20 protein-coding genes are annotated in these 20,956 nt (G+C 52.3%); 16 read left to right on the top strand and 4 right to left on the bottom strand.

Annotated elements, in window-relative coordinates:
• Genes KIH86_RS12110 through KIH86_RS12130 form a run of 5 tightly spaced genes read left to right on the top strand, consistent with a single transcriptional unit; the run spans position 1 to position 4,575 of the window.
• Positions 1-1,194, top strand: a complete 1,194-nt coding sequence (locus KIH86_RS12110; protein WP_223086205.1) for a 5-methyltetrahydropteroyltriglutamate--homocysteine S-methyltransferase — start codon at positions 1-3, stop codon at positions 1,192-1,194.
• The gene (locus KIH86_RS12115; protein WP_223087639.1) at positions 1,194-2,201 is read left to right on the top strand and encodes a glutathione S-transferase C-terminal domain-containing protein; all 1,008 of its coding nucleotides are present in this window, start codon (positions 1,194-1,196) and stop codon (positions 2,199-2,201) included. Before KIH86_RS12110 ends, KIH86_RS12115 begins: the two co-directional genes overlap by 1 nt.
• Before the next feature lie 15 nt (positions 2,202-2,216).
• Positions 2,217-3,071, top strand: a complete 855-nt coding sequence (locus KIH86_RS12120; RefSeq protein ID WP_223086206.1) for a transporter substrate-binding domain-containing protein — start codon at positions 2,217-2,219, stop codon at positions 3,069-3,071.
• 12 nt (positions 3,072-3,083) lie between these two features.
• Entirely contained in the window at positions 3,084-3,824 is a 741-nt protein-coding gene (locus tag KIH86_RS12125) for an amino acid ABC transporter permease (RefSeq protein WP_223086207.1), read from the top strand.
• Positions 3,817-4,575: an amino acid ABC transporter ATP-binding protein gene (locus tag KIH86_RS12130; RefSeq protein ID WP_223086208.1), complete on the top strand. Its 759-nt coding sequence runs from the start codon at positions 3,817-3,819 to the stop codon at positions 4,573-4,575. The genes KIH86_RS12125 and KIH86_RS12130 overlap by 8 nt, the downstream gene beginning before the upstream one ends.
• A 164-nt stretch (positions 4,576-4,739) precedes the next feature.
• On the opposite strand, the gene KIH86_RS12135 is transcribed toward KIH86_RS12130, so the two are convergent.
• Positions 4,740-4,940, bottom strand: a complete 201-nt coding sequence (locus tag KIH86_RS12135; protein ID WP_223110485.1) for a hypothetical protein — start codon at positions 4,938-4,940, stop codon at positions 4,740-4,742.
• On the opposite strand from KIH86_RS12135, the gene KIH86_RS12140 reads away from it, so the two are divergent.
• Both KIH86_RS12140 and KIH86_RS12145 read left to right on the top strand, forming a co-directional pair.
• On the top strand, positions 4,939-5,844 hold the full coding sequence (locus KIH86_RS12140; RefSeq protein WP_223086209.1) for a helix-turn-helix transcriptional regulator: 906 nt from the start codon (positions 4,939-4,941) through the stop codon (positions 5,842-5,844). The genes KIH86_RS12135 and KIH86_RS12140 overlap by 2 nt on opposite strands.
• A 117-nt stretch (positions 5,845-5,961) precedes the next feature.
• Complete coding sequence (locus KIH86_RS12145) at positions 5,962-6,813, top strand: MBL fold metallo-hydrolase (protein ID WP_223086210.1); 852 nt, start codon at positions 5,962-5,964, stop codon at positions 6,811-6,813.
• Between the two features lie 63 nt (positions 6,814-6,876).
• Here KIH86_RS12145 and msrA read toward each other — a convergent pair whose 3' ends face one another.
• Positions 6,877-7,872: a peptide-methionine (S)-S-oxide reductase MsrA gene (gene msrA / locus KIH86_RS12150; protein ID WP_223086211.1), complete on the bottom strand. Its 996-nt coding sequence runs from the start codon at positions 7,870-7,872 to the stop codon at positions 6,877-6,879.
• Between the two features lie 116 nt (positions 7,873-7,988).
• Positions 7,989-8,609: a TVP38/TMEM64 family protein gene (locus tag KIH86_RS12155; protein WP_223086212.1), complete on the bottom strand. Its 621-nt coding sequence runs from the start codon at positions 8,607-8,609 to the stop codon at positions 7,989-7,991.
• Positions 8,610-8,793: 184 nt separating this feature from the next.
• On the opposite strand from KIH86_RS12155, the gene KIH86_RS12160 reads away from it, so the two are divergent.
• The 8 genes from KIH86_RS12160 to KIH86_RS12195 all read left to right on the top strand — a co-directional run bounded on the left by KIH86_RS12160 (position 8,794) and on the right by KIH86_RS12195 (position 16,374).
• Positions 8,794-9,696: a Gfo/Idh/MocA family protein gene (locus KIH86_RS12160; protein WP_235775387.1), complete on the top strand. Its 903-nt coding sequence runs from the start codon at positions 8,794-8,796 to the stop codon at positions 9,694-9,696.
• Between the two features lie 30 nt (positions 9,697-9,726).
• Positions 9,727-10,029, top strand: a complete 303-nt coding sequence (locus tag KIH86_RS12165) for a hypothetical protein (protein ID WP_223086213.1) — start codon at positions 9,727-9,729, stop codon at positions 10,027-10,029.
• 96 nt (positions 10,030-10,125) lie between these two features.
• On the top strand, positions 10,126-10,443 hold the full coding sequence (locus tag KIH86_RS12170) for a winged helix-turn-helix transcriptional regulator (RefSeq protein WP_223086214.1): 318 nt from the start codon (positions 10,126-10,128) through the stop codon (positions 10,441-10,443).
• A gap of 406 nt (positions 10,444-10,849) precedes the next feature.
• Positions 10,850-11,569: a hypothetical protein gene (locus KIH86_RS12175; protein WP_223086215.1), complete on the top strand. Its 720-nt coding sequence runs from the start codon at positions 10,850-10,852 to the stop codon at positions 11,567-11,569.
• Positions 11,570-11,683: 114 nt separating this feature from the next.
• Positions 11,684-12,388 (top strand): iron-sulfur cluster repair di-iron protein, encoded by a 705-nt coding sequence (gene ric / locus KIH86_RS12180; protein WP_223086216.1) that lies wholly within the window; start codon positions 11,684-11,686, stop codon positions 12,386-12,388.
• Between the two features lie 375 nt (positions 12,389-12,763).
• Positions 12,764-15,190, top strand: coding sequence for a nitrite reductase large subunit NirB (gene nirB / locus KIH86_RS12185; RefSeq protein WP_223086217.1), 2,427 nt, complete (start codon positions 12,764-12,766; stop codon positions 15,188-15,190).
• A 28-nt stretch (positions 15,191-15,218) separates the two neighbouring features.
• Positions 15,219-15,539: a nitrite reductase small subunit NirD gene (gene nirD, locus KIH86_RS12190; protein ID WP_223086218.1), complete on the top strand. Its 321-nt coding sequence runs from the start codon at positions 15,219-15,221 to the stop codon at positions 15,537-15,539.
• Between the two features lie 37 nt (positions 15,540-15,576).
• Positions 15,577-16,374 carry a formate/nitrite transporter family protein gene (locus KIH86_RS12195; RefSeq protein WP_223086219.1) on the top strand — a complete coding sequence of 266 codons (798 nt, stop codon included), beginning with the start codon at positions 15,577-15,579 and terminating at the stop codon, positions 16,372-16,374.
• Positions 16,375-16,685: 311 nt separating this feature from the next.
• Here the strand turns inward: KIH86_RS12195 and KIH86_RS12200 are convergent, their stop codons facing one another.
• The gene (locus KIH86_RS12200) at positions 16,686-17,402 is read right to left on the bottom strand and encodes a Crp/Fnr family transcriptional regulator (RefSeq protein WP_223086220.1); all 717 of its coding nucleotides are present in this window, start codon (positions 17,400-17,402) and stop codon (positions 16,686-16,688) included.
• Positions 17,403-18,239: 837 nt separating this feature from the next.
• Here KIH86_RS12200 and adhE point away from each other — a divergent pair.
• Entirely contained in the window at positions 18,240-20,861 is a 2,622-nt protein-coding gene (adhE, locus tag KIH86_RS12205; RefSeq protein ID WP_223086221.1) for a bifunctional acetaldehyde-CoA/alcohol dehydrogenase, read from the top strand.
• The last annotated feature ends 95 nt before the right edge of the window (positions 20,862-20,956 follow it).

Genomic DNA, 20,956 nt, shown 5'->3' on the forward strand with positions numbered 1-20,956 from the left:
ATGAGCAATCAGAGTACATCATCGTTGTATACGAAGACAGGCCCGTTCCGGGCGGACCATGTAGGGAGCCTGCTGCGCCCGGAAACGCTTCGTCACGCCAGAAGCCGGTACCAGAACGGGGTGATCGGCCTTGACGATCTCCTGCGCATTGAAGATGAGGAGATTCGGAAGGTTGTTGCGAAGCAGGTAGAGACGGGTCTGAAAAGTGCAACCGACGGTGAATTCCGGCGCGCTTATTGGCACTATGATTTCCTGGAACGACTAAACGGCTTCGAAGGCTTCTCACCGAGAAATGAGGCGCGGTATACATTCAAACACGGGGAGAACAATGTTCCCGCCTACGATATTCGCAACATTGGCAAAATCTCATTCGATCACCAGCATCCCTTCATTGAGAACTTCAAATTTTTGAAGTCGGTGGTGGACGGTTACGAGGGTGTGGTGGCCAAGCAGACGATTCCAAGTCCGAATCAATTGCTGCATGAGCTGCTGCACGAGGAGCTGCGCAACAAGGAGATCTATCCGGACTTCCGCGATTTTGTCGAGGATATCAGCCGGGCCTACCGGGATGTCGTCTCAGCATTCTACGATGCAGGCTGCCGGTATCTGCAGCTCGACGATGTCCACTGGGCTTCCTTGGCGTCCGTTGAGCTGTGGAAGGACGGCAAAAATGCATACAGTGAGTTCACCCGTGAGGAAATGATCGAGTTCGCTCTCTATACGGTGAACAAGGTACTTGAGGATAAGCCGGAGGATTTGGTGATTACGACGCATGTCTGCCGCGGCAACTTTAAATCCTCCTGGGCGTATTCGGGCGGTTACGAGCCGGTCGCCGCAGCGCTGCTCGGCAAAGCGAATATCGATGGCTTCTTCCTTGAGTACGACACGGACCGTGCAGGCGACTTTGCGCCGCTGCGCCATTTGGAACGCAAGGATGCCAGGGTTGTGCTTGGTCTGTTCACGTCGAAGACGGGCGAGCTGGAGGAACGCGATGCGATTCTGCGGCGAATCGAAGAGGCAGCGAGGTATGTGCCGCTGGAGCAGCTTGCGATCAGCCCGCAGTGCGGCTTCTCCTCGACCGAGGAAGGCAATCTGCTGAGCGAAGAAGAGCAGTGGGGCAAGCTGCGGCATATTGTAGATCTGTCCCGGGAGGTATGGGGACAAGCCAGAGATGAGAGAGAGGGGAATGAATGATGACTAACGAAACGAAGGTTCGTGTAAGACCCAGTGAACTGGAGCATGAGATTGATGAGAAGGGATATTTTGTCCGGCAGAAAAATAGGTTTACTACTCCCTTTGGGGAAGGGGAGGATCAGCTTCCGGTGGAAGCGGGACGCTACCGGCTGATCTGGGCCAAGGGATGCCACTGGTCAAATCGCGCCTCGATCGTTCGGGAGCTGCTCGGATTGGAGGATGTCATCAGCATCAATCTGGTCGGGAGGGGCAAGCATGAGCAGAATTTCGGCTGGGAATTCGTCTATGACGAGAACAGCACCGATCCGGTGCTGGGCGTGCAGTTCCTGAGCGAGCTGTACACCGCCGCCGATCCCGACTATCAGGGAAGACCGACCGTACCCGCGATAATTGATGTTACAACCGGGAAGGTCGTCAACAATGATTACGTGTGGCTAACCAACTATCTGGAGAACGAGTTTGCTGCATTCCACAAACCAGGCGCACCGGATCTGTACCCGGAGGAGGTTCGGGGTGATATAGACAAGTACAATGACTATTTGTTCGATAACGTTAACAATGGCGTCTACAAAGCGATGTTCGCCCAATCCATAGAGGCCTACAATGATGCCTTCAATAACTTGTATGCGGCGTTTGACGCCATCGAAGAGCGGCTGGAGACGCGGCGCTTTTTGTTCGGGGATTATGTCACCGATTCCGATGTGCGGCTGTTCGTGACGCTGGCCCGGTTCGACACCTATTATTTCCGCAACCTCGGCCCGCTGCGCAACCGGATCGTCGACTTCACCAATATTTGGGGCTATGCGCGTGATCTGTATGAGGTTCCGGCGTTCAAGAACAATACTTATCTCCGGGATCTGGCCAAGTCAAGAGGTGACAGGTCCAGCATTTTTATCGATTACAACACGCGTTTCTGGGACCAGATTGATTACGATAAGCTGTGGTCGCAGCCGCATGACAGACAGCTTAAGAGCTCCGATCCGCAGCATAAATTCAAGACAAGATAACAGGGGGAAATCATGATGAAGACATGGAGAAAGCTTGGACTAGGTATGGCAGCGCTGGTGTTGATGACGGGACTTGCAGCCTGCGGAAATAATTCCTCCAACAAAGAAGAAGCGAAGAGCGCGTCAACCGGTGCGAAAACAAAGATTACGATCGCGACCGGCGGTATGCCCAAGCCCTTCTCGTACGTCAATGACAATAATGAACTCGACGGGTATGATATTCAGGTTGTGAAGGAAATCTTCGCCGGGCTGCCGCAGTATGAGATTCAATTCGAGAAAACCGAATTCCCGTCAATCTTTGCCGGCCTCGACTCCGACCGCTACCAGATTGGGGCAAATAACTTCGCCAGCAATGCGGAGCGCAGGGAAAAGTACCTCTACTCGGACCCGATCTTCAAAAATCAGTTCGTTATCGCCGTAGCCGAAGGCCGGGACGACATCAAGAGCTTCGCCGATCTGGAAGGAAAAACGACTGAGGTCAGTCCGAGCGTCAACTACACGGTGGCGCTGGAGAATTACAACAAGAACGCAGCCAAAACACCGGTCAATCTGAAATATACGGATGCCGAAATGATTACAACGCTGCAAAATGTAGAGAGCGGAGCGACGGATTTCAACCTGATCGACAACGCCATGCTGCAGCTCTACATCAAGGAGTACGGACTGAAGCTCAAGGCGATTCCGCTCTCCCAGGAGGATTCCGACCGGATCGGCGTACCGTACAGCTACCTGATCCTCGGTAAAGGCAGCGGCAGCGATCAGCTGCTTAAGGATGTCAATCAGCGCATCAAAGACCTTCTGAAGGACGGAAGCATCAGCAAGATCAGCCAGAAATATCTGAATGGCGATTTTGCTCCGGAAGTTCAGTAAGGGGCGAGAACGATGCCGAACATATTCGACATTGAGCTGGTATTCAAGCTCATACCCAAGCTGCTGAAATATTTGCCCGTCACAATCGAGCTGACCCTCTTCTCGATGCTGGCGGGACTCCTGCTGGGCCTATTGCTGGCGCTTATCAAGATTAAAAAAATCCCGGTACTGTACCAGATCAGCGTCGTCTTTATTTCGTTCATCCGGGGAACTCCGATTCTTGTCCAGCTATATCTCTCCTACGCGGGGATTCCGCTGCTGTTGAAGTATTATAATTATTATCATGAAACGACCTATAATGTGAATTCGATTCCGTCCCTCTTCTATGTGCTGCTGGCGCTGTCGCTGAATGAAGCTGCCTATAATTCGGAGCTTATCCGGGCGGCCCTGCTCTCGGTGGACAAAGGCCAGACGGAAGCTGCCCAGTCGCTGGGCATGACCTATGGACAGGTGCTGCGCCGGATCATTATTCCGGAAGCCTTCATCGTCGCTCTTCCGACACTCGGGAATGCCTTGATCGGCTTGATGAAAGGCACCTCGCTCGCCTTCGTCGCCTCAGTGGTCGAGATTACGGCGCAGTCGCGGATTCTGGCTGGGAACAATCTGCGCTTCTTCGAATCCTATTGTGCGCTGGCTTTGATCTATTGGGCGATGACGATCCTGATCGAGCAAGTAGTGGCCTTCATGGAGCGAAGACTGAACATCGACTTCAAGAGCTTGAGAAAACGCAAGGGGGAGCTGCTGCTTGATTGAGATTCGCGGATTAACCAAAGCGTATGGCGCACATATCGTACTGGACCATATTGATCTGAAGATTCAGCAGGGAGATGTGGTCGCGGTGATCGGCTCCTCCGGCGCCGGCAAATCCACCCTGCTGCGGTCCATCAATCTGCTGGAGGTGCCCGATCAGGGGACAATTCGGATTGGCGAGCTATCCGTGGACATTGCGAAGATTACCAAGAGGGATACGCTGGCGCTGCGCAAGAGCACGGCGATGGTCTTCCAGCAATTCAATCTGTTCCGGCAGAAGACGGCATTGGAGAATGTGATGGAAGGGCTGATCGTCGTCAAGAAGCTGCCGAAGCAGGAGGCGCAGAAGATCGCAGCCGCCCAATTGGCCGGAGTCGGTCTGGCGGATCGGCTGCATCATTATCCGAAGCAACTGTCCGGCGGCCAGCAGCAGCGTGTGGCGATCGCCCGCGCTCTGGCCATGAACCCGCAAATCCTGCTGTTCGACGAGCCGACCTCGGCGCTCGATCCGGAGCTGGTCGGTGAAGTGCTCGATACGATCAAGGCAGCGGCCGAGGAAGGCAACACCATGCTGCTTGTCTCCCATGAGATGAGCTTCGTGCGCAAGGTTGCAACCCGGGTGCTGTTCCTCGACCGCGGGGTGATCGTGGAGGATGGGACGCCGGAGGAGGTCTTCACACGTCCGTCCTCTGAACGAACGAAGCAATTCCTGGCGAACTATTACCGGGACCGGGAGCCGGAGTTTGTGATTTGAGACTGCGGCAATCCGGAAAAGTGTCATTCCGAAAAAGTAGAGTATAATTGCCCGTTTCGAATGAAAGGCATGACAAAACATCTCGCTGAACCTTGGGGACTGCCCCTGATCCAGACGAGGCCACTGAAAAATCGAGCTATTTTAGTTTGACGAATGAATGCACATCAAAAAACCAGCGCTCCTTCCAAAGCATATTGGAAACGAGACTGGTTTTTCTCTTGTTGGTCGATTATTTCGCCCTTTTCTCGTCCACTATCTTCACAATCCGTTTCAGATATAGAGGTGTTCAACACCGTATGACGAATCATATTCACAAGTTGATAAGTATGCTGATAAGCGATTTTAGTGTAGGAGTGACCATTCATGCAGTGGACGACCATCGGTAGAAATCATTATCCCGGATACCTCCATCTCATGCAGGTGAGCGGTTCGGTAGAATTGGCTGAACATCCGCCGCTGGGCAACAGATATCGGCTGATCCTTGCAGAAGAGGGTGAAGGGGCATTACAGCTCGGGAGACAACTGCATTCGGTAGCCTCTCCCTCCATCATTTGTCTGAACGAGGCGGATGCTTTTTTGCCTCTGCAAAAAAACCGGATAATAGCCCGCTCGTTGGCCTTTAACCCGCAGACAATCAACCGAAAATATGATTTTCCTATGGATTTTGGCGAAGGGGAGCATGATGAACTGACGGAGACGGATAGGCAGGATTTATGGTGTATGATTCCATTTAAAGACAGGTCCTGCAGCATTCCGGTCGACCCCATGTATGCCCGGCATATTTCGGGGATTATGAATGATATTCGGGAGCAATTGGCTGAACAGCCGGATGAAGGCTGGCCTTGCAGAAGCCGTTCCTATATGCTCGAGCTGTTATCTCTGGTGCGGAGATTGTATGACCGATCCGAGGCTGTCCCCCATACGGCGTATTGTTTCTCCAATGAAGGAGTCGAGCCGATTCTTCGGTTTCTTCATACCCATTACCGGGAAAAAATCAAAGTTGAGGACATTACGCATGCATTTCATACCAATAAGACGACATTAAATCAACGCTTCAAGCAATGTACGGGCCTGACCGTGATGTCCTATTTAAACTCCATCCGCATGCAAATGGCCGGGTCGATGCTGCGGAATACGACATTGGCTGCGAGTGAAATCATGGTTATGGTAGGCATTCAGGACGACGCTCATTTTATCCGCAATTTCCGCAAATACAGCGGTTTTTCGCCTTCCGAATACCGTACCAGGTTTTGTTGGATGCTGAAGTAAGCGGCAAGTGCAAAGCACTTCCGATTTGCAGTATTATGCTTCCTTTTCACTATGTTTCTGCGGAGAGGCAATAACTACAATATCCGTAGAGCGACATGACAAGGGGGATTCATTAATATGACCAGATCGGGAAAAATGCTTGGAATCTGCGTTGCGCTTATGGCGGCCGCTTCTCTGCAGGCTTGCGTTGCGGATAACTCGCCGAAGGCGGAAAAGCCGGCTGCATCGGCAGATCAACCTGCCGTCCAATCCGCGAATGTGCAGCCGAAAAAAGTCGAAGTGAAATGGAATACGGAAATTTTCAACAATACAAGCGGCAAGACAATGATTAAATGTGTCACAACACCGAATCAAAACCATATGTCCTTTGCAATCGTTTCCTCAAAAGGCACAGTCATCATCGCTGAACCGAATCGGCTTAATTATTCCAACGGCTTGCTTCACGCAGATGTCATCACATCAAGCGTCAATAATCACGATCACCGGGATGGAGGAATTATCAAAGCCAATCCTGAAGCCAGAGTGTCCGAATGGACTGCGGAAAGCTTCACTGTCAAGGATGTAAAAGTAACCGGCATTCCCGCATCCTATACCAATGAGCTTGTGAAAACGGAAAGTCCATCCGAGGTTATCTATCTGTACGAGGTTGACGGATTGCGCATCGCCTATACAGGAGCGTTGGGTCAGGATGAGCTAACGGCGGAGCAATTGAAACAACTGGGGCGGATCGATGTTTTGATCCAGTATTTTAACGATGCTCCGACTTGGCATATCCAAAAGGAAACGGCGGTTAATGTGATAAGCCAGTTGAAAGCGCCGATCGTATTGGCTTCCGAGTACAGCAAGGAGGCGGCAGCCTTTATTATGGGTGGACTGCAGGCCGGAGAGCTTAAAGAGCAGGATGTCCTTCTTGTTGATAAAGAGGATATCACCAGCATAAAAAGTCCGGAATATATTTACTTAAAATAAGGCACTTACGAAAAACCTCCCTGCCAGTTAATCTGACGGGAGGTATTTTAGCGCTATAATCTTTTACTCAAACAAAACACGGTACTCGCCGTAGCCTTCCTTCTCCAGTTCCTCCTTCGGAACGAACCGCAGGGCGGCGGAGTTGATGCAGTAGCGCAGCCCGTTCGGTCCCGGACCGTCCGGAAAGACGTGGCCGAGATGCGAGTCGGCTTCCCGGCTCCGGACCTCGGTGCGGATCATCATGTGGCTGAGGTCCGTCTTCTCCTTGACGGAATATTCGCGGAGAGGACGGGTGAAGCTCGGCCAGCCGCAGCCGGAATCGTATTTGTCCCTGGAGCTGAACAGCGGCTCGCCGGAGACGATATCCACGTAGATGCCATCGCCGTGGTGATCCCAGAACTCGTTGTGGAAGGGAGATTCCGTCGCGCTGTTCTGCGTGACCTCATACTGCAGCGGCGTCAGCCGCTTTTTCAAACTGGTCTTGTCCTCATTATGGGTCCAGTGGCTCTCGATAAAGGCTTCACGGCCGGAGGCTTTGCGGTAGCGCTTGTAATGGCCGGGATTTTTGCGGTGATAGCCTTGATGATATTCTTCCGCCGGGTAAAAAACTCCTGCAGGCACGATTTCCGTTACGACAGGTCCCGGGAAGCGGCCGCTGTTCTGAACAGCAATCTTGGAGGCTTCGGCCTCCTTGTGCTGAGCTTCGGTGTGGTAGAAGATAGCCGTCCGGTAGGAGGTGCCGCGGTCATGGAACTGGCCTCCGGCATCGGTCGGATCGATCTGCTGCCAGAACAGCTCAAGCAGCCGGCTGTACGGGAAAATATCGGGATCGAACGTAATCTGGACCGCTTCGGCATGGCCCGTCGTCTCGGAGCAGACTTCTTCGTATGTCGGATTCTCAGTATGGCCGCCGGTATAGCCGGAGACAACGGACAGGATGCCCGGCAGCTCTTCAAACGGGGAGACCATGCACCAGAAGCAGCCTCCTGCAAATGTCGCTTTTTCCACGCGGGAACCGTCAGGACGGGAGCCTGAAGGGTTTGCCTGTAGCTCGCTCATATATGAATACCTCCTGAATAGCAATTAAATAGATCACACTGTAAAGTATAATTCATTGCGGCAAGCTTCGCCAATTATCCCCGTAACACTGACCCGCGCGGCATTGTTTCAATATCCTACTCCTTCGCCTTCCATCTGAAGCCGTCGCCTTTGAGAATCATGGCGAGAGCGAGCAGCGCGCCCAGGTAAATAACGGTTAGCACTGCGGAGACGTAGGGATGTTCTTTGGCATTTCCTCCGAGAAAGGCGAATACGGCGATGCCGGGGATTTTGCCCAGCCCGGAGGCGAGCATAAAGCTCCAGAAGGGCAAGCCTGCCGCCGCTGCATATGCGTTGACCGCCGCCTGTGGAATAATGGGAAGAAGCCGCGCCGCAGCCACCGATGCGAATGGGCGGCGCCGGACGGCGGCCGTGAAGGAATCCAGCGCCGGAATTGACTCCAGATAGCTTCTTCCCCGTTCCGGAAATATCGCCAGGACGCCTCCGTACATAATCGCAGAGGCGGCCATGGTGGCGAGCCAGCACAGGGTGCCTCCCATTATGCTGCCATATACGTAACCGAACAGGCCGATCACTGCTTTGTAGGGCACGGCGGGGAACAGCGCCAGCGCGGTCGCCGCCAGCAGGGACAATCCCGCATGGCCGCTTTCACCGAGCCAGTCCATTATGGGGTTCCGGTAAAAAAACACCGCTGTCAGGCTGAGGCCGTAAGCGATCGCGAGCATCCATTTTCTCATTGTAATATGTCCCTTCGCGTAACTCTTCAACCATCATACTGAAAAACGTTCAAGAATAGAAGAAAGCTCATTGTCGAATGGACTTTACAATGTATAATAGCTTCATGAGAACTGTTAACATGGGCGGTTAGTTCCGCAGGAAGGGGGAGAGTGTATTAAAGGTTCACCACAGATCAAAATCGCTTTGGCGGGAATCGGCGGCATTGCCCGCAAAGTGTATCTCCCGCTGCTGTCGCAGATGCCCGAAGTCCGGATCGAAGGCATTCTCAGTTCTTCCCGGTCAACCGTGGAACAGGCCGTACATGCGTATCGGCTCCCGAAGGGAACGACCAGCCTGGAAGAGCTGCTGAGCTGGCAAGTGGACGCCGTGTTCATTCATGCACCTACACCTGCCCATTACGAATTGGTGACGCAGTGTCTGAAGCGGGGAAGTTCGGTGTATGTCGATAAGCCCTTATCCTACAGCTTGAGCGAATCGGAGAGCATGGCTGCTCTTGCGGAGAGCAAAGGGCTTCTGCTCGGTGTCGGCTTTAACCGCCGGTTCGCCCCGTTGTATGCCGAAGCCAGGCGGTGGGTTGGCGAAGCCGGCGGCATCACCCAGTGCTCGGCCTTTAAGCACCGGACCGGGCAGCAGAGCATCAGCAGCAGGGAGACGGTCCATGATGACCTGATTCATATGCTGGATCTGCTGCTGTGGCTTGGGGGCGAGGATTATGAGCTGCTGCGCGGGAATCTCCGCAGAGATTCCGGCGGCCGGCTTATCCAGGCCTCGGGTCTGATCGGCTGGGCCGGCGGGTCTGTCGGCATGTACGGCATGACAAGAGACGCCGGCGCCGATCTGGAGAGGCTTGAGCTTCACGGTGGAGGCCGGTCGGCTGAAGTGACCGACATGGAACGGGCGGTGCTCTCCGAGCGGGGCGGAGCCCCATCTGTACGCGGATTCGGAAGCTGGGACACGATTCTTGCGAGGCGCGGCTTTGACGGAGCGGTCCGTCATTTTCTCGATCATTTGAATACGCCGGAGCTGTGCGAAATTTCCGCCGCCAAGGTTCTTGCGTCCCACAGACTTGCGGCAGAGCTGGCGTGAGTCCGCAACTAACAGGAGGAGGCAGCAGAAATGGACGAATACCGGAAAGCGATGGAGGAACAGATAATCGAGAGCTACAGGCAGGAAGAGGACATGATGATTCTCGTGTTCGCCCAGTGGTGCATCAACCATGATCTCGACCCGGAGGCGCTGTATCTTCAGGCTTATCCCGATCAGGCAGGCAATGAACGACTGTCCCGGGCGCTTGCGCTTACCGTATCTAAGGAAGAAGCAGGCGAAATCCCCGATGATACCGTGCTTGGCGTACTCTCGATGTTCGGCAATGATGACCTTGGTTTTATCGTGTCCGAAGCGATATCCGCCCGAAAATAAACTTTTTCTGGCAAGCAATGTTCAGCGGGGATGAAATATGCTAAAATTATATATACTAACTAAACGTAAGTTTTCTTGAGCGAGAGGTGAAGAACAATGGAGCAGCATCAACTGACGATGTGTCCGCGATTTGAGTCGGCTTTCTCTTTTCTGGGGAAACGGTGGAACGGCCTTATTATCCAGACGCTGATGAGCGGACCGAAGCGGTTCAAGGATATCTCCGGCCTGATTCCTCTGATGAGCGATAAAATGCTGTCGGAGCGCATGAAGGATCTGGAGAGTGAAGGAATTCTGGTCCGACATGTATATCCGGAGACCCCGGTGCGCATCGAGTATGAGCTGACAGAGAAAGGCCGTGCGCTGGAGCCGGTCATGCAGCAGATTCAGAGCTGGGCCGAAAAGTGGGTAGAATAGGCAAAGTGGGTAGAATAGGCAAAATGGGTAGAATAGGCTAAGCGGGTAAAATGAAAAGATAGTAGAATAGGCTGCAGCTGATTGAGTTTAACAGCAGCAGGGGCGAGCAGCCCGTAGACGGGCTTTAGCCCAAACCCAAATGGCGCCGGTTTCGGCGCTAGTTTTTTTTCACACACAACACCACGTACTGCATACCTCATGCCCGGAAAAAAGTCTTGCACAATCCTTGCAAACCGGTAATATTATAGAAAACAATATCCGCCTATTTGAAAGCGATTTCTCTAATGCTGCTCAAGGTCCACCGCTTCGTTATTGGCTATCGGCCGGTCACCATTTCCCTTTGAATGCTAGAGGTTTCCAAACCGGTTCCTTGCTTGATGCGGGAACATTTAGGGAGGCGAGCATAATGAAGACCATTTTGTTCTCGAGAGAAGCTCCTTATGAACAGGCGGAAGTGACTGAACTCGAATCGGCTTCCGTCAAGGTCCAGCTAATGTACGACAAGGTCCTGCATATGCTGTACAGCCATCTTCCGTCATCGGTGTGGGACCGGACGATTGGAGTGCCCTACGAAATTATTTCCTCCTTATATAAAGGGTACGGGGAAGGCACGGTTTTTCAGAAGTGGATCAAAGGCCCCTCCGGCTGGAAGTGCATCGGCTGCGAGCGGCATTGTCTGGAGCAAGGGCAGCGCGGCCAGCCGGAGACGGAAGGACAGCAGCGCACCTACACGTTTCACAACGGGAGAAGACAAAGTTTGCTGCTTCAGGTGGTCATCTGGTCGCTGTATGAGAAGACGATGCTGCTGCATCCTTTTTTGGGCGGTGAAGCCTTTTTGGAGGGAGAAGAGCTGGAGATGATCGCGGCCTATTTCGTTCCGACTTTTGTTCACAATGCCCGGCTGCGCGAGTTGGGCAAACCGTGGAAAGCCTATACCGATACCGGCATTCGGGTCTATCAGGAATGGGTTTCGGCTCCGGATATTATTCTGCAATGGGATGGCGGTCTGACGGAGGGAAGATGGATGACGGGCGTATATGTCAATGAAGCAAAATTCGCCGGACTCGGTCCGTATTTGAAAGATGCGGAGGGCAGACGTACTTATATGGATGCATATGTGCATTAAGAACACGTTCAACAACTTGACGGAAATGGCGTGATTGCGATCACTCGCCCGCTTGTCTTCAGGAGGTAAGGTTAAGAGGAAGATTCAAACCTTACCTATGAGGAGGAGAACGTCATGGCCGTTAAACAACCTGTATTTCAACCCGATTCACTGGTTAAAGATATCGTCCTGCAATTTCCGAAAGCATCGGACTATTTTAAAATGAAGAAAATCGACTTCTGCTGCGGAGGCGCCAAGCCCTTGAAGACTGCTGCGGAGGAGAAGGGCCTGCAGACAGACGCCGTCATCGGTGAGCTGTACGGACTGCTTGAATCCTACCCTGTACTCGAAGAAGATTATACCTGGAATGAAGCTCCAACTTCACAACTGATCTCTCATATTATTGACAAACATCATGCCTACCTGCGCCAGGAACTGCCGCTGATCGAACAGAATGTCACCAAGGTATTCCGCGTGCACGGCGAAGATTCTCCGCATCTGGGAGAGGTGTACCGCTTGTTCAATCAGTTGAAGAGCGAACTATTGGAGCATACCGCACACGAGGAAGAGCATGAGTTTCCGGCGATTGCCGATTATGAGAACGGCAGAGATGCCGCTGCTCTGGCCTCACTGCGTGAGAGCTTTGTCCACCTGGAAGAGGAACATGACGCCGCTGGGAATATCCTCAGACAGCTTCGCGAAGTTACGAACGATTATCAGCCGCCGGCACATGCCTGCACCACCTACCGGCTGACCTATGCCCGGCTGGAGGAGCTTGAAGGAATGACATTTGAGCATGTCCATCTGGAGAACAATATCCTGTTCCCTCGTTATCAATAATGCGTGAGGTTTGCAGCCGCCTATTCCGGACTCCGGAAGGCGGCTTTTTTGGCGTAGTGCTCCATATGGTTCCCCATGCGTTCTCCGTCAGTCTCCATATGTTCCCATACGTTCCCCATGTATTCTCCATGATACGCTTTGCATGAGTTCTCCACGGATTCTCCGCAGGGTCTCCACAATTGGGAAATAGATGTACCTGTGATCGTGAGCCTGACATTTGTCAATAGGCAGGTCCCTTCCTTTTGTTACAAAATGTTGTGAAATTATTCACTATTGGTGTGATAGCGGTCACGCGTATGCTTAAAATTTGAACCGTATAATCTCACTATAAAGTAACTGAGAGCTGTGAGTGAACGCTTTGAGGAGGAGACGAGAATGACTACCGAACGCAAAAAATTGGTGCTGATCGGCAACGGCATGGCCGGCGTTGGCACGGTTGAACAGATCATGAAGCTGGGCGGAGCCTACGACATCACGGTGCTGGGCAGCGAACCCCATCCCAACTACAACCGCATTATGCTGTCTTATGTCCTCGAAGGCAGCAAGACGATCGATGATATTATCCTGAATGACCTGGACTGGTACAAGGATAACGGCATCGAGCTGCACACCGGAACACGGGCTGTCCGGATTGACGGAGAGGCCCGCCAGGTTGTCGCGGAGAACGGTCATGTCTTCCCTTACGACAAAGTCATTATCGCCACCGGCTCGAATTCCTTCATCCTGCCGATTCCCGGCAGCGATAAAGAGGGCGTTGTGGGATTCCGGGATATCGCCGACTGCGAGCAGATGTTGGCTGCCGCCAAGTCTTACAAGCAAGCGGCTGTTATCGGCGGCGGGCTTCTCGGCCTTGAAGCGGCCAAAGGTCTAGTGAATCTGGGGATGGACGTTACGGTCGTCCACCTGATGGAGGACCTGATGGAACGCCAGCTCGATCACACTGCGGCCACGATGCTGAAAGCGGAGCTGGAACGCCAGGGCGTGAAATTCGCCATGGGCAAGCAGACGGCGGAGCTGACCGGGGACAGCCGGGTAAGCGGACTGCGATTCAGTGACGGCACGGAACTGGAAGCCCAGTTCGTCGTTATGGCGGTAGGCATCAAGCCGAATGTGGAGCTGGCGAAGAACAGCGGAATCGACGTGAACCGCGGAATCGTGGTGAACGATTATTTGGCGACTTCGCTGCCGGATGTGTATTCGGTAGGCGAATGCACGGAGCACCGGGGAACATGCTACGGCCTCGTGGCGCCGCTGTTCGAACAAGGCAGCGTCCTGGCCAAGCATCTGAGCGGTGTGGATACCGCTCCGTATGAAGGCTCGGTCGTATCGACCAAGCTGAAAATTTCCGGTGTCGACGTCTTCTCGGCCGGCGAATTCATCGATACGGCGGAGCATACGGTCATTGCCGCGAAAGACGACTGGAAGCGCACATACAAGAAAATTCTGCTCAAAGACGGTGTGATCGTCGGTGCTGTCCTGTTCGGAGATGTAACTGAATCGGCGAACCTGCAGAAGCTGGTCAAGACGGGCGCCGAGATGACGGATGAACTCTACGGCGAGCTTATGGGAACCGGCTGCTGCGGCGGCGGTGCGAAGAAAGCGTCCTCTGTTGAAACGATGGCCGACGAAGAGATTGTCTGCGGCTGCAACGGCGTAACGAAGAAAGCGATCGTAGACGCCATTCAGGATAACGGATTTACAACGGTCGACGAGATCAAAGCGTCCACAGGAGCTACCCGATCCTGCGGCGGCTGTAAGCCTGTCGTGGAGCAAATTCTCCAATATGTGCTGGGAGACGGCTTCCAGCAGAGCGCCAAGACGGGAATCTGCGGCTGCACAACGTTGAGCCGGGATGAGATTGTTGCCGAGATCAAGACCAAAGGGCTGACTACGACGAAGGAAGTCATGAACGTCCTTGGCTGGAAGCAGGAGGAAGGCTGTTCGAAATGCCGTCCGGCCATTAATTATTACCTGGGTATGATTTATCCCGACACGCATGAGGACGAGAAGGAATCGCGCTTTGTCAACGAACGGATGAGCGCCAATATCCAGAAAGACGGCACCTTTACCGTCGTTCCCCGGATGTACGGCGGCGTAACGACGCCGGAGGATCTGAAGAGAATCGCGGATGTCTCCATTAAATATGACGTCAAGGTCGTCAAGGTAACCGGCGGTCAGCGTCTCGATTTGATCGGCGTCAAGAAAGAAGATGTTCCGAAGGTATGGGAAGAGCTTGATATGCCTTCCGGCTATGCCTACGCCAAGTCGCTGCGTACAGTAAAGACCTGTGTCGGTTCGCAGTTTTGCCGGTTCGGCACGCAGGATTCGCTCGGCATGGGCGCTCTGCTGGAGCGGAAATACGAGCGTCTCGACTTCCCGGCCAAATTTAAAATGGCGGTCAACGGCTGCCCTCGCAACTGCGCGGAATCATGCACCAAAGACATCGGCATCGTCGGCAACGACGGCGGATGGGAGATCTTTATCGGCGGGAATGGCGGCATCAAGCCGCGCATCGCGGATTCGCTGAGCAAGGTCAAGACGGACGATGAGCTGGTGGAAATTTGCTCTGCGGTTATGCAGTACTACAGGGAGACTGGCAACTACCTTGAACGTACTTCCGAATGGGTGGAGCGCATAGGACTTGAGCAGATCAAATCGGTTATTCTGGATCAACCGGAGGAACGCCGCGCGCTTGCGCAGCGGATCGACTTCGCACTTGCACAAGTCAAGGACCCTTGGAAAAAAATGCTGAACGACGATAAGACCCGCACCGCTCTGTTCGAGCATGCGGAGATCCGTTAAGCCATTACCGGGAAAAGGAGAGAGCACGATGGATACAGCTAAAGCGGTCTATGCGGCCGGCCATATGGAGGATTATTTGAGACAGATCGGCCGTGTGGTCGTCATTGAAGGCAGGGAGGTCGCGGTCTTCCGCACCTCCCAAGACGAATTCTATGCTCTGGAGAACCGGAATCCGCACCCGAAGGGCGGTCCGCTGGCTGAAGGGATCGTATCCGGGTACTATCTGTATGATCCTTTGTATGACTGGAAGATCGATCTTCGCACTGGCGAAGTCCAGGCACCCGACAAAGGTCAGGCCGCAGTCTTCCCGGTTTATGTGAACGGAGATGAAATCGCAATCGGTATTTAGAGGGGAAAGTACGAGAAAATAGGGCGGGGGTAGTTACATGTTTACGCAGAGTGTCGAGAATATTATTGAAGCGGCGGTAGCCAAACGGGATAAAATGAATGAAAGTCTGCCGAGGTATGCCTTGGCGGCGCTGCTGGCTGGCGCGTATGTCGGCATCGGCATCATCTTGATCTTCACCCTTGGAGCGCCTCTGGCTGCGGCCAAGTCTCCTTTTCAGCCTCTGGTTATGGGGGGAACATTTGGGATTGCGCTGACGCTTGTCATTTTTGCCGGCTCCGAGCTGTTTACGGGCAATAATATGTTTTTTACCGTCAGCACTCTGGCGGGCAGAACAAGCGTATGGGATACCATTAAGAACTGGATCGTTGTCTTTATCAGCAATCTGATCGGCGCTTTGCTGCTGGCTTGGCTTATCCAGGGAACGGGATTGTTCAAGGCTGCCGCACCGGACCATTTGATCTTCGCCTCTGCGGCCAAAAAGATGAGTCTGCCGTTCTCCGAGCTCTTCTTCCGGGGAATTCTGTGCAACTGGCTCGTCTGCCTGGCGATCTGGATGTCCTCACGCGCTAAGAGCGAAGGTGCGAAGCTTGTGCTGATCTGGTGGTGTCTGCTCGCATTTATCGCCAGCGGCTATGAGCATAGTGTCGCCAACATGACGCTGCTGAGCGTTGCCCTGCTGCTGCCGAACCATCCGGAGACCGTTACACTGGCCGGCTGGCTTCATAACATGATCCCCGTCACGCTGGGCAACATCGTCGGAGGCGGTGTATTCGTCGGAATGGCATACTGGCTGATCTCCCCGGTACGCCGAGGCTCCTCCGGTCAAGCAAAGTAAGAGATGCGTACTGTTCCATAGGTCATAGGTAGTTTTAGGTCGCTGCATGTCCCTCTTGGGGCCTGGAGCGGCCTTTTTGATTGCATATTCAGAAGACTTTATCGCATAAAAAAAGCGCCCTGCGGGGGCGCTGTTCGGCTTCCTTGACACGAGCCGAAATATACGAGTGTGTATGTTTCACTGAGGTGTAAAGAGGGTAATCACTAGACGGCAGCTGATTCGTATTTCTGCAACACGAAATTGAATGAAATCGAGCGAGGCTGTCCATTTCAGAAAGGGAGAAATCCCAATTTCTTAAACTTGAATGAGTTCTAGATCCGGCAAATTTCGTTAGGGCACAGCTCGCAGTGGCAAATATCCTGAAGCATCTCCAGGTCCTTGATAACGATCATGCCATTCTCATACTCGACGGCATCCTTCTTGCGGAGATCGCTGAGCATCCGGTTAACGCTCTCCCGCGTCGCTCCGATCATGTTGGACAAGTCGGTATGCGTGATTTTTTTGTTAATCAGAATTGTATCGCCGTTCTTCTCGCCATAGGTGTTGCTGAGCCGGATAAGCGTGGAGCACAGAGCACCCGGTTTGCCGTACATCATCAGGTCGCGGAACTTGGTCTGGGTAAGCCGGTGGTGAATGCCCATCCATTTCATGAAATCGATGGCGAAATCGCAGTGCTGGCAGATCAGGATCTCCAGATCCTTATGCTCGATAACGCCGACTTCGCTTTCTTCGATAACTTCGGCGGTGAAGCTGTGCTTGGTGCTGAAGAAAGGATCCGCTTGGCCAACCATATCGCCGGCTTGATACATATAAAGGATGAGTTCCTTGCCTTCGTCCGTGGATTTAGTGAGCTTGACCCGTCCCCGCTTCAGATAGAACAGCTTATCCGAATAATCGCCTTCCCAGAACAAATGCGATCCTTCCGGAACCAGACGATCTTTCATTGTCACAAGCAGTCGGTTGAAGTTTTGTTCGGAGAAGCAGTTCGTATTGCCATGGGCCTCGATAACATTCGTATGCTCTTTCATAATCGATATCCCCTTTATTCCCTCAGTTTTTCAATAAATTTTAAATTAATTATACAATGAATTCCTGACTTTGCGTTGAAAAAAACTCGAAAAATAGTGTCTAAATTTCAACATTGTGATTAATTTCACTCAAAAAGCCGGAATTTCAGTGCCATATTTAATAGGTTTTCGCAATATGCGGGTAAACTGTCGCTCCGAAGGAGTTTTTTTTACTATAAATGATGGGAATGACTTAGGCAACTAGAAAGTGATAGAGTGGCCTGAGGAGCAAGAGAAAACATCATCATAATGGCAATCGCAGTTCGTGCATGCTGCGCTAACGCCGGGCGTCACCGAGGAGTAGAAGTATACATAATGAAGCAATGAGGATGTAGACGAATAGGAACTAATCCATAGGAAAACCCGGGACGCCCGTCAGCGGCGTTTGTTTGCGTTTCTTAATTATTGGGATGTGGCGGTTAGCAGCTAAACGTCATACAAGTTGCTTAAATAGGCTCAAGAAAAGCAAATGCCTGCTATGAATCTACTTTTTAATAAAAACTTTTGAATATTTAAAAATAGTAGTATTAGCTTACCGGACTAATTTGCAAGAACCATAATGTGGGAATTTGGGGAAGGTGAAAAAAAGATTCGCGCACGGCAGTCCACTTTCCCTAAGCAAAAGCTTCATTGTAGGGCTAATGTCACCATGGTAAAATACCCGAAATGTAAGCGCTTTGAAAACTGATCAAAAAAAATTTATACTTTGTGAAAGATTTCACTATACAAGACGTACATGATATGTTATGATCAGTGTGTAGAGAGGAAACACCACAAATTGACAGGAGGACGAGGGAAATGGCAGTTAAGAATGAAGTGGCCGCCCAGGTACAGCAACCAACCGCTGAAGAGTACATTCAGACTTTGGTGGATAAAGCAAAGAAGGCTCAAGAAGCTTTCATGGCTCTTGATCAAGAGCAAGTGAACAACATTGTGCATGCTATGGCGCTGGCCGGTCTCGACAAGCATATGTACCTGGCAAAACTGGCTGTTGAAGAAACAGGCCGCGGCGTTTACGAAGACAAAATCACAAAAAACATTTTCTCCACTGAATATATCTGGCACGGAATCAAGTACGACAAGACAGTAGGGGTTATTGAAGACAACTCTTACGACAGCTTCCAGAAGATCGCTGAACCGGTCGGTATTGTAATGGGTATCACACCGGTAACCAACCCAACATCCACCACGATGTTCAAAGCGTTGATTTCGATTAAGACACGTAATCCTATTATATTCGGTTTCCACCCGTCGGCGCAAGCTTGTAGCGCCGCGGCGGCAAAAATCCTGCATGATGCAGCGGTAAAAGCCGGCGCTCCTGAGAATTGCATCCAATGGATCGAACAGCCGACGATGGACAAGACGAACGCCCTGATGAACAATCCGGACGTGGCTCTGATCCTGGCAACAGGCGGTGCTGCAATGGTTAAAGCGGCATACAGCTGCGGCAAACCGGCTCTCGGCGTAGGTCCTGGTAACGTTCCTGCCTTCATCGAGAAGAGCGCGGACATCGACCAAGCAGTTACCGACATCATCCTTTCCAAAACATTCGACAACGGCATGATCTGCGCATCCGAGCAGGCTGTCATCATCGAAGAAGCTATCTTCGACCAAGTTAAGAAGAAGATGATCGCGAACGGCTGCTACTTCGTAAATAAAGACGAAGCTGCCAAGCTGACCAACGGCGCTATGAATGTTGAGAAATGCGCAGTTAACCCGGCAATCGTAGGTCAATCCGCTACGAAGATCGCCGAAATGTGCGGAATCCAAGTACCGGCAGGAACCAAGATTCTGGTTGCCGAACTGGAAGGCGTAGGTACGAAGTACCCGCTGTCCGCTGAGAAACTGAGCCCGGTTCTGGCTTGCTACAAAGTTAAGAACGCTGATCAGGGTATCGAGCGCGCTGCTCAAATCGTTGAATTCGGAGGCATGGGCCACAGCTCGGCTATCCACTCGAACAACGAAGAAGTTATCATGAAGTTCTCCAACCGTCTGCAGACCGGACGTATTCTCGTTAATTCGCCTTCCACGCATGGCGCGATCGGCGACATTTACAACACGAATATCCCTTCGCTGACTCTGGGCTGCGGATCCTACGGCCGCAACTCGGTATCGCAGAACGTTACCGCAATCAACTTGATCAACGTGAAAAGGGTGAATCGTCGTACCGTGAACATGCAATGGTTTAAAGTACCGGATAAGATTTACTTCGAAAAAGGCGCTACTCAATACCTGGCCAAAATGCCTGACATCACTCGCGTTGCGATCATTACCGACCCGATGATGGTTAAACTGGGCTATGTGGAAAGAGTTGAGCACTACCTGCGTCAACGTCAGACTCCTGTAGCTATTGAAGTGTTCTCGGAAGTTGAACCGGATCCGTCGACTACTACAGTTGAAAAAGGTACCGCTATGATGAACAGATTCCAACCGGACTGCATCATCGCACTGGGCGGCGGTTCCCCAATGGACGCTGCGAAAGGCATGTGGCTGTTCTACGAACATCCAGATGCTGACTTCCAAGGTCTGAAACAGAAATTCATGGATATCCGCAAGCGCGTATACAAATTCCCTAAACTGGGCAACAAAGCGAAATTCGTTGCTATCCCGACTACTTCGGGTACTGGTTCGGAAGTTACTTCCTTCGCGGTTATCACTGACAAAACCACTGGCAACAACACGAAATATCCGCTGGCCGATTATGAGCTGACTCCAGACGTAGCCATCATCGATCCGGAATTTGTATACAGCCTGCCGAAGACTGCCGTGGCCGATACCGGTATGGACGTTCTGACGCATGCGATTGAAGCTTATGTTTCCGTAATGGCGAGCGATTATAGTGATGGTCTGGCCATCAAAGCTATCCAACTGGTATTCCAATACCTGGAGGCATCCGCTCTGACCGGCGACAAGCTTGCCCGCGAAAAAATGCACAACGCATCGACGCTGGCTGGTATGGCATTCGCGAACGCATTCCTGGGCATCAACCACAGCTTGGCGCACAAATGGGGCGGTCAGTACCACACGGCTCATGGACGCACCAACGCTATCCTGTTGCCGCACGTTATCCGTTACAATGCAAAGAAACCTACGAAGTTCGCTTCGTTCCCGAAATATTCGCACTTCGTAGCCGACGAGCGCTATGCCGAAATCGCCCGCATTCTGGGACTGCCGGCTCGCACGACGGAAGAAGGCGTAACCAGCCTGATCAACGCGATCCGCGAAATGAACAAGAAGCTGGGTATCGAAGAATCCTTCCAAGCCCTGGGCTTCGATCCGAAGGACTTCGAATCCCGTGTTGATTATCTGGCAGACCGTGCGTTTGAAGACCAATGTACAACTGCCAATCCGAAGCTGCCGCTCGTAACCGAGCTTGCCGACGTATACCGCAACGCATTCTACGGCAAATTCGACAACTAATTTTTAACGAATATTATATGAAGAAACAGTGCCCGGATTGTCAGGTTTAGTGCCAGAATCCGGGCACTGCATTGGTAACAGGCTGGGACATTAAA

Origin of the sequence: Paenibacillus sinensis (assembly GCF_019904155.1) — a bacterium.
Lineage (GTDB): Bacteria > Bacillota > Bacilli > Paenibacillales > Paenibacillaceae > Paenibacillus_AQ > Paenibacillus_AQ sinensis.